We start from the raw sequence: 9,562 nt of genomic DNA on the forward strand, positions 1-9,562 counted from the left end.
TGCCGGCTTTCGGTGCCGAGACACGCTTGATGAAGCTCATCGGAGAACGTGGCTGCATGGTGGTCGATACAACATGCGGGGACGTCATGAGCGTGTGGAAGCGCGTTCGGCAGTATGCCAAAACCGGCTTCACTTCGATCATTCATGGCAAGGCCAGCCATGAGGAGACTCGCGCCACCTCTTCTCGCGCCATGGGTGATGATGGCATGGGAAATTACCTCGTGGTACTCACGCTGGCGGATGTTGATTACGTCTGCGACTACATCCGCAACGGCGGTGACAAGGAGGCTTTCCTGAAGCGGTTTCCACCCGGCGCGCATTCTGACGGATTTGATCCCGACTTGCATCTCACACGCATCGGGGTCGCCAATCAGACAACGATGCTCAAGTCCGAGACGGAGGAGGTGCAACGCCGCCTGCGTCAGGCCGTGCTGGACCGGCATGGCCCTGAGGCGGGCGTGACGAATTTTCAAGTCTTCGACACCATTTGTGGAGCCACGCAGGAGCGTCAGGATTCGCTCTTCGGTCTGCTGCAGCAGCCGTTGGATGTGCTGCTCGTCGTCGGAGGCTACAACAGTTCCAATACGACCCATCTCGTGGAAATTGGCGAGCAGCAGCTTCCGACGTTCTTCATTCGCACCGCCGACTGCCTCAAGTCGCTGGAGCAGATCGTGCACTTTGATCTTCATCTCAAAGCCGAGAAGGAGAGCTACTCTTCCAAGCTCGCCAGCGGTGGTCCCGTGACCTTGGGCATCACGGCCGGGGCCTCCTGTCCAAACAATCTCATCGAAGACACTGTGCTTCGTGTGTTCAAACTGCGCGGCGTTGACGAAGAGGCCGTGCGTGCCGCCTTGAAGTGACATGCAATACACTCCGACGATCGAAACCCGCGAGGAGGTGATGTTTTTCGACACCGACTGCGGAGGTGTCGTGCACAACATCGCGTACCTGCGCATGATCGAAACCGCACGCACCCGGCTTGCGGCCTTGATGGGGATGAAGCTGCGCGAGATGGCGCAAACGCAGATGTTCCCGGTCGTTGTGCGCACGGAGATCGATTACCGGCGCCCGGCCAAACTCGGCGATGAGATCGTAATCCACGGGCGGCTCGAAAGCGTCGAACGGGCGCGTTTCTGGTGCGCCTTTGAGATGCGACGTGTCGAAGACAACACGCTGCTCATCACCTGCCGTCAATCATTGGCTCTGGTGCAGATGCCTGAGGGCAGGCCCGCACGCCTTCCTGAAGACTGGAAGGTGAAGTATGCGCATCTGCTCAAGTCGAAGCAGGAGACCGTTTAACTGCGACCGCTGACTCCCGCCGGTTTCTTGGGCTTCTTCTCGGCCTTCGGCTTTGCTTCACGTGGCGGGAATTCCCAGCTCATGAGGCGTTTTTCGCCCGGTGTGCAGACGAGGAAGGTGCTGAACGGACGACCGCGTTTCGAGATCATACCGGTGATCAGCGAGGTCTTGCCATCGGCGAAGAACTCGCGGGCGTTCTCAGGCGTGATATCCTTTTGGCAAAGCTTCTTCGGCAGGCGTGCATTGCACTTCGAAGACTCCGCGGCGTTCACTTTGCACTGATAGGCGTCCGGCGTTTCGTAGATCTTTTCTCCGGCGCGTCCTTTTTTGGCGCAGACCGGGCATTCACAGATGACCGGGCACTCGTCCCAGTTGATCGCATCGGGGTCGCTGCCCTCGAAGACAAAGGCGATTTTCATGTCGTCCTTCACCTGCAGCGCCGCATTAAACTCCTTGCCCTTCTTGCTGCGGAAGCCTTCGAGCGGTCCGACAAAACGTTTCTCGATGAGCGTGCGGATTTCCTCGTCGCTGAGCGGTCGGCTGGCCACGGTTTTGAAGACACGCACCTTGCACTTCGGATTTTTGCAGCCGTAGAATTCCTCGGTCTGCTTGTAGCCTTCCGTGCTGCCGCAGAATCCGCAGGTGACCGCGAGTTCCGGGAAGACCTTTTCTTTGACCGACTTGGAGTAGGCCTTGGTCTTTTCCACGACCTGCTTCGTCAGGTGCCGGATGTCACGCATGAAACTGGTGCGGTCCAGTTCGCGGTGTTCCATCTGGCGCAGCTTGTACTCCCACTGGCCGGTCATTTCCGGGGAACTTAGAGAATCAATGCCGATCGCGCTGATCTGTTCGATGAGGGCGAGGCCTTTGGCGGTGACATGGAAGTCACGCTGCACGCGCTCGATGTAACGGTCCATGATCAAACCTTCGATGATCGCGGCGCGTGTCGCGGGCGTGCCGAGTCCGCGCTCGCTCATGGCTTCGGCGAGCTCTTCGTCTTCCACGAGTTTGCCTGCGCCTTCCATCATTGAAAGGATGGTAGCTTCCGTGTAGCGGGGCGGCGGCTTGGTCTGATGTTCGTTGACCTCGACGTCGAGCGTGCTGGCTGTGTCGCCGGTATTGGCGGCCACGAGCAGTTTGGCAGCGTCCTCTCCGCCTTCGGCAGCTTCCTCGGCGGCCTTCTTTCCATAGACACCCAGCCAGCCGGGCTCCTTGAGGACCTTGCCGTTGCTCTGGAACGCATCCTGGCCCACGCGCGTGATGCGGGTGGTGACTTCAAATTCTGCCGCAGGGAAGAACACCGCCACGAAGCGGCGGGCTACCATGTCGAACAGCTTTTGCTCGGCCTCAGGCAACTCCTTCGGCGGAATCTGGCCGGTGGGGATGATGGCGAAGTGATCGCTGACCTTGCTGCTGTCAAAGATGCGCTTGTTGGGTCTGACCCACTTGTTGTCGAGCGCCGTGGCGGCATGCGTGCCGAGTTCATGCGGCAGGGCATCCTGCTTGCGGCTGTCGTGGCTGGCGAAAGTCTTCAGCGTATCCGTCACAGTGCCGAGATAATCCTCGGGCAGGTGGCGGGAGTCGGTTCGCGGATAGGTCAGCACCTTGAACTTCTCATAGAGAGCCTGTGCGATCTGCAGGGTGCGGCGGGCGGAGAAGCCAAAGCGGTTGCTCGCTTCACGTTGGAGGCTGGTGAGGTCGTAGAGCAGAGGCGGTGCCTGGCGCGTCGGCTTGGTCACCTGCTCGATCGTGCCCGGCTTGCCGATGCAGCGGTCGGCGATCGACTGAGCGGTGCCCTGGTCCCAGAGACGTTCGGCCTTCTTGTGCTCGTCGTTCTCGTCCTTCTTGAAGCTTTCATCGATCCAGCGGCCGGAGTAGCGGCCTGCGGGCACTTCAAAGAGCGCGATCGCCTCGAAGTAGGTGCGCGGTTCGAAGGCGGCGATGTCACGTTCGCGCTGGGCGAGGACGGACAGCGTCGGCGTCTGCACACGGCCCACGGGGGTGAGGCGGAAGCCGCCATGACGCGAGTTGAGCGCGGTCAGTGCGCGGGTGCCGTTGATGCCCACCAGCCAGTCGCTTTCACTGCGGCACTTCGCGGCATCGGCCAGCGGAAGCATCTGCTCGTTGGTGCGGAGGTGCTTGTAGGCATCAAGGATCGCTCCCTGGGTCATGGATTGCATCCACAGGCGCTGCACGGGTTTTTTGCAACCCGTGGCGTCCATGATGTAACGGAAAATGAGCTCACCCTCGCGCCCGGCGTCACAGGCGTTGATCACGGTGTCGATGTCCTTTCGCTTGAGGAGTTTGGCCAGGAGCTTGTAGCGGTCAGCGCTCTGCTCGATGGGATTGAGCTCAAACTGCTCGGGCATGATCGGCAGGCTGGTGAAGCCCCAGCCCACCTTTTTGCCGTTCACCATGGGCATGCCGAGCTCCAGCAGGTGGCCCACGGCGGAGGAGATCACATGGGTCTCGTTCTCATACCAGTCCTTCTCTTTGACGAAAGGCTTCATGCCGGGAGCTTTGGCAAGTGCGCGGGCTAGATCGGCGGCGACGCTGGGCTTTTCGGCAATGATCAGGGCTTTGGGCATGTGCGTATGAACAGGTTGGGGCGGGAAAAAGGGCCTACTTAGGGCATGCATTCGCCTCGGATGTCAAGGCGGGCGCGTTTGGAAGACCAAAAGCACCCTCATGTTCAATCATACGTGCAACAGCGAAACAGCGACGTTTCCGCCGAAGCATGCCTCCACGTCCGAGCCCGGATCACGGGGCCGGGAGGCGTAGGAGGCGCTGTAGGCATAACCTTGGTCTTTTTTTTCGTAGGCCACCTGCAGAGGCGAACGTGCCGGATGGCACTCGATGCGCGGCGGCAGGTCCGACTGTCCGGCCGGAAGATGGGGAAGATTGATGTTCCAAAACGAGCCGTGCGGCTGAGGACGCGGATGCGTCTCCCGCAGGATCTCGGCGATCCATGACGCCGTGCGCTGCCAGTCCACGGCCAGTTCGCGGATCATGTAATGTGAGAGCGCTGCGGATCGGAGTCCGTGATAGGCCGCCTCACGTGCGGCGGCCACGGTTCCGGAGATGACGATGTCCTGTCCCATGTTGCCGCCCGCATTGATCCCGGAAAGCACGAGATCGGGGCGCACGTCGAGTGCGAACAGCGCCAGCCGCACGCAGTCTGCCGGCGTGCCGTGAACGGCGTGGCGGTTGTCTCCAACCGCGTCCACACGCAGATGCTGATGGGTGGTCACGCGATGCCCGCACTGGCTCTGTTCCACGGCCGGGGCCACGGTGGTAAAGTCCCAGCCAAGCTGCGTCATCGCTTCTTCCAGGGCCTTCAATCCCGGGGCCGCGATGCCGTCGTCATTCGTGAGGAGGACGTGCATCGGATCAGGCGAGGTCGAGGATCACCTTGCCGTGGCGCGAACCTTCCTGGGCACGGGCGATGGCGCGTTTGAAATCAGCCAGCGGCACGATCTCGTCGATGGCGGTGACGAGTTCGCCGGTCTCGATGAGTTCGGTGAGAGGCTCGAGCACTTCGTAAAGCTCCGGCGTGCTGGCGCCCTCGAGCCACTTCGTGATCCACAGGCCATGAAGCTGAAGGTTTTTGAAGATAAGAAACTTGTTCGGCACCTTCAGGCTGCGGCGGCTCATGGCGCCGTAGGTCACCAGGATGCCACCGGGGCTCAGCAGGTCCATCAGGTGGATGGCGCTGTCGCCGCCCACGGCGTTGGTGGCCAGTTTCACCGGCTCGTGACCCACGATCTTTTTGGCTTCCGCCACGCCTTCGTCAGTGTCGAGCACGACGACGTCGGCTCCGAGCGATTTCAGTTCGTCAAACAACTCCGCACGACGCACGAAGTTGATCGTGCGCAGTCCGAAATGATGAGCGAGCTGGATGAATGCGCGGCCCACACCGGAGTTCGCGGCGTTCTGCGCCACCCACGCACCTTTTTCGAGCGTCGTGTAATGTTTGAGCAAAGCCCAGGCGGTGACGGGATTGATCCGCAGCATGCTGGCCTGCACGCGGTCGATCTGAGGCGGCAGTTTGGCAAAATGACGCTCCGGTGCCGTGAGATGCTGTGTCCAGCAGCCGGTGCCCAGCAGAGGGATGACCACGTCTCCTTTGGCGAGCGAGGTCACCGCGCTGCCCACTTCCTCCACTTCGCCACACCCCTCGTGTCCGGTGATGCACGGGGGATTGGCGGCGCGCCCATAGGTGCCTTCGATGAAATTGAGATCGGCGGGATTCACCGGCGCGTAGCGCATGCGCACCCGCACCTCGTGCCCTTCAGGCGGTGCAAGCTCGCGCTCTTTGAGTTGAAGAACTTCGGCTGGGTTGCCGGTGTGGTCGAATTGAAGAAACTGGGACATGGTGAATTAGATTACGTCGCGGAAACTCTCTGTCGCTACTCCTTCCTGATGCCAATCTTCTCCACCGGGATCGCTTTGAAGCCGAGTTTGAAGGCGGGGGATTCGGGTTTGAGGCGGAAGTCGTCGTGCTTCCAGTCCACGAACATCGGATCGGCGACAATGCTGTGCTGATCCCAGTCGGCGTTTTGCCACGCGGCCCACTCGTCGAGCGGTTCGGCTTCGGTGATGCGCACGTCGTCGATGAAAACCTGCCCCTTCGGTTCATGGCAGTCGATGCGCAGCCAGAAGGCTTTCATCCATGGCTTCCAGCCGGTTTCGTTTTCACGCAGCATGCGGCCCGTGGCTTCAAATTCCTGCCACTCGTTCGTGGCGGTGATGCTGTTGCTGCCGGCCTGCCAGTAGCCCTCGCCGTTTTTAAATGAAGCAAACGCGAGGCTGAGCTTGGCGGTCGGTTCGGTGGACTTGATGCGCAGTTTCACGCGATAGGCGGCGCCGGGCTTGATAGGAATGTCAGGACCGTGGAAAACGCTCTTCGGATTGCCAGGATCGGTGCCGAGCGCGCAATCGACACGCAGCGCGCCATCGGCGGCGACGAGTTGCACGTCTTTGTTCGGACGATGGTTGAAGCCCCAGCCCTTGGGCGTCTTGCCGGGTTCGGCGGAGTTGAAGGGTTCATTGAGAAGCGGAGGCCCCTGCTTGTCCGGGCCGACTTCGTTGATGCCGGTGACGATGGGATGGCCGCCGTTCCATGCGAGGTTGTAGTCGATGGTGTTCCACTTCGGTGAAGCACTGCGGACGTCGCCGTATTTCACACCGGGCGTGTCGCTGAACATGATGTTGTAGCGCACGATGTCGCCGCTCATCACCGTGCCGTCGTCGCGCACCGCGTCCTTCGGATGCAAATCCATGCCGCGCATGCCTTTCCATGCAGGCAGTCCGGCGACGGACTCGTAGCCTTTGATCATCGACTCGAGGTGGTTCGTGAAGAAGCGGTGAGTCTTGCTCCAGCCGTGAAGATCAAACTGAAACTTCCCGCCGAGGGCGAAGATGTTGTTCTCGACGATGCAGTCGCGCGAGTTGTGCATGTGGATGGGCGTGTGGGCGACGCGGAAGACGATGTTGCCGATGATGTCGAGCCCTCCGGTGTTGTCGTCGGGGTAGAGCCCGAAGGTGAACCACGGATGCTTCAATCCGGCCGACTCCTGGCCGCAGCCGATGATGTCGTGGATCATGTTGTAGCGCCACTTGCTGCCGCGGCTGCTGATCCAGTCGCGCCCGCCGGTGTAGATCGCACCGCCGTCCTGCGTCTCGAGGCAGAGATGATGCAGGTGGTTGTATTCGACGACGAGATTGTTCCCGCTCATCTGCACGCCCATGCGCGGGCCATCGTGGATGTGGCAATGCCGCACGGTGTTGTCCACACCGTAGAGCGCGACACCGCAGGCGTTCTTGTTGAAGACGCCCATGTGATGAATGTGGCAGTCCTCGGCGACGTGCCCGGGACCGGTGAGCGTCTTGCGGTCGCCGCCGCTCATGCTGATGCCGTTGCTGCCGGTGAAGCTGATCTCGCAACGCGAGATGCGCACGTTTTTGCCGTCGCTCACGCCGATGCCGCTGCCGTGGAAGTCGCCGACCTTCGTGATGACGCATTTCTCGACGAGACAGTCTTCCGCTCGCTCAAAGGTGATCGCTGATCCGCTGCAGCCGGTGAGCGTGAGACCACGGATGACGATGTCCTTCGCACCAGGCTTCACCTTGAAAAAGCTTTCGAGCACAGGCAGGCGAATCTCGGGCATATCCTTGCCGGCCGGCGGCCAGAAGTAGAGCATGCCGTTGTGCTTGTCGTAAAACCACTCGCCCTGCGCGTCGAGTTCTTCGAGCGCATTTTGAAAGTGGTAGCGGTTGTGCGGATGCAGGTCGTAGCCGCAGTCCTTCTTTAGCGTGAGCAGACGCGTCTGCGGATCGAGCGAGGCGACAGGCTCGATGAAGTTCCACCAGCCGTATTGCGCGAAGATGTCGAGTTCCACATCTTCGGGATGCGCCCACGTCCGCACGTCCTCGGGCTTCACATAGAGCGTGCGCTTCCAAAGATGACCTTCGGGCGCACCCGCTGGCGGAAACGGCGCGACGAAGGCCCAGCCGCCGTAGAGCGGATCGTTCGCGTTGAAGTTCGGATAGCGCGCGAGGATCTGCCGTTCGCCGTCGCAGAGGAGCTGCCTTGGCCGGAAACCTTTCGGTAGCAGCTTCGACACGTCCGCTTTGATGATCTGGCCTTCGTGTTTCTCCCAGCCAGTGACCTTCGGTGCACCGATCAGCATGCTCTTCGTGCCGGTAATCGTCAGATTCGAGTCCTGCGCTTCGAGGATGACCGGTTGAAGGAGTTCCGTCGCGCCTTCGGGCAAAACGATCGTGGCCGGAGAAAGGTCTCCGGCCTTGCGGGCCTCGCGCACCTGCTGGAGAGCCTGAGACAGCGGGAGTGCCGGTGAGACGCGCACCTCGAGGGCAGGGGAGAGGGCGGGGGCAAGGAGGGCGAAAAGGAAAAGAAGGCGGCGCAGCATGGGCCGGAAGCGATACGCGACGATGCCGCGCGGGCAAATGCCGGATGTGGGCGGAAATTGCCATTCGCAGCTTGTCTCCCTCCGCTCTTGCCCACAGCCCCATGCTGGCTACCCTCGCCCTCCTTTTTCCCGAACATGAGCGCCCCCGACACAGACAAGAAGAATTACAAGAACACCGTCCGCACGCCGAAGACCGACTTTCCGATGAAAGCCGATCTCGTCACGCGTGAGCCGCAGCGGCTGGCGAAGTGGGAGGAGGCCGGGCTTTACCAGCGCATCATGAAGCAGATGGCGGGCAAGCCGAAGTTCGTCCTGCATGACGGCCCGCCCTTCGCGAATGGCGATGTGCACATGGGCACCGCGCTGAACAAGGTGCTGAAGGATCTCATCATCAAATCGAAGACGATGGCCGGCTTCCACGCGCCCTACATCCCCGGTTGGGACTGCCACGGACTGCCGATCGAGTTCAAGGTGGTGAAGGAAGCCAAGGATCTCAGCCCCGCCGAAGTCCGCACACGCTCCGAGGCTTTCGCCCGCGGCTTTGTGGAGGTGCAGAAAAAATCCTTCAAGCGTCTCGGCGTCTTTGGTGACTGGGACAATCCTTACATGACCCTCACGCCGGCTTACGAGGCCGACATCATGCGCACCTTCGCCAAGTTTGTGGAGAAGGGCCTTGTCTATCGTGCCAAGCGTCCCGTGCTGTGGAGCTACGGCGCACAGACCGCGCTCGCCGAGGCGGAGGTCGAGTACAAGGAGAAGACCTCGCCGGCCATCTACGTGCCGTTTGCCATCAACAACCCGCCGCCCGGCCTCGAAGGTTCGCATCTCGTCATCTGGACCACCACGCCGTGGACGCTGCCTGCGAACCTCGGCATCGCGCTGCATCCCACCTTTGACTATGTGAGCGGCAGCTTCACGAACGCGGAGAAAGCGCACACCTTGAAGCTCGTCATCGCCACCTCGCGTCTCGAGGCCTTCCAGCAGGAAACCGGCTACGTGCTCGATCCTGCGCATGCGCCGGAGAAGTTCAAAGGCAGCCTGCTCAATGGCGGCGAGGCGCAGCATCCCTTCCTCCCGCGCGGCTCGAAGATCATCAACGCGCTCTTCGTCACCGACGACACCGGCACCGGCGCGGTGCACATGGCGCCCGGCCACGGCACGGACGACTACATCGCCGGACGCGAGCACGGTTTGGAAATCCTCTCGCCCGTCGATGACGCGGGCTGCTACACCGCCGAGTGCGGATTGCCGGAGTTCGTCGGCAAGCACGTCTTCAAGAGCAACGAAGGCATCATCGAGCTGCTGCAGAGCAAAGGCGCGCTGCTCGGCAA

At 61.2% G+C, this 9,562-nt stretch carries 7 protein-coding genes; 3 read left to right on the plus strand and 4 right to left on the minus strand.

The features are described from left to right. Positions 1–860, plus strand: an 860-nt coding sequence (locus KDL09_RS22145; protein WP_294390049.1) for a 4-hydroxy-3-methylbut-2-enyl diphosphate reductase, incomplete at its 5' end; no start/stop codon positions are given. A 1-nt stretch (position 861) separates the two neighbouring features. Continuing rightward, entirely contained in the window at positions 862–1,299 is a 438-nt protein-coding gene (locus KDL09_RS22150) for a thioesterase family protein (protein ID WP_294390052.1), read from the plus strand. Here KDL09_RS22150 and KDL09_RS22155 read toward each other — a convergent pair. The 4 genes from KDL09_RS22155 to KDL09_RS22170 all read right to left on the minus strand — a co-directional run bounded on the left by KDL09_RS22155 (position 1,296) and on the right by KDL09_RS22170 (position 8,231). Continuing rightward, positions 1,296–3,887, minus strand: a complete 2,592-nt coding sequence (locus KDL09_RS22155; protein ID WP_294390056.1) for a DNA topoisomerase III — start codon at positions 3,885–3,887, stop codon at positions 1,296–1,298. The two genes, KDL09_RS22150 and KDL09_RS22155, sit on opposite strands and share 4 nt — an antisense overlap. 108 nt (positions 3,888–3,995) lie before the next feature. Then, positions 3,996–4,685, minus strand: coding sequence for a 5'/3'-nucleotidase SurE (gene surE, locus KDL09_RS22160; protein WP_294390059.1), 690 nt, complete (start codon positions 4,683–4,685; stop codon positions 3,996–3,998). A gap of 4 nt (positions 4,686–4,689) precedes the next feature. Continuing rightward, positions 4,690–5,673, minus strand: a complete 984-nt coding sequence (locus KDL09_RS22165; RefSeq protein WP_294390062.1) for a 2-enoyl thioester reductase domain-containing protein — start codon at positions 5,671–5,673, stop codon at positions 4,690–4,692. Positions 5,674–5,708: 35 nt separating this feature from the next. Continuing rightward, a complete protein-coding gene (locus KDL09_RS22170; protein ID WP_294390065.1) occupies positions 5,709–8,231 on the minus strand; it encodes a right-handed parallel beta-helix repeat-containing protein in 2,523 nt (840 codons plus the stop codon). Positions 8,232–8,366: 135 nt separating this feature from the next. Here KDL09_RS22170 and KDL09_RS22175 point away from each other — a divergent pair. After that, a partial coding sequence (locus KDL09_RS22175) for a class I tRNA ligase family protein (protein WP_294390068.1) occupies positions 8,367–9,562 on the plus strand: 1,196 nt, incomplete at its 3' end.

It is taken from the genome of Prosthecobacter sp. (assembly GCF_020439865.1).
GTDB lineage: Bacteria > Verrucomicrobiota > Verrucomicrobiia > Verrucomicrobiales > Verrucomicrobiaceae > Prosthecobacter.

What these genes read in the sequence shown, in the direction of transcription:
- KDL09_RS22150 (WP_294390052.1), top strand. Translation starts at nt 862, where the DNA reads ATGCAATACACTCCGACGATCGAAACCCGCGAGGAGGTGATGTTTTTC.
- KDL09_RS22155 (WP_294390056.1), bottom strand. Translation starts at nt 3,887, where the DNA reads ATGCCCAAAGCCCTGATCATTGCCGAAAAGCCCAGCGTCGCCGCCGAT.
- surE (WP_294390059.1), bottom strand. Translation starts at nt 4,685, where the DNA reads ATGCACGTCCTCCTCACGAATGACGACGGCATCGCGGCCCCGGGATTG.
- KDL09_RS22165 (WP_294390062.1), bottom strand. Translation starts at nt 5,673, where the DNA reads ATGTCCCAGTTTCTTCAATTCGACCACACCGGCAACCCAGCCGAAGTT.
- KDL09_RS22170 (WP_294390065.1), bottom strand. Translation starts at nt 8,231, where the DNA reads ATGCTGCGCCGCCTTCTTTTCCTTTTCGCCCTCCTTGCCCCCGCCCTC.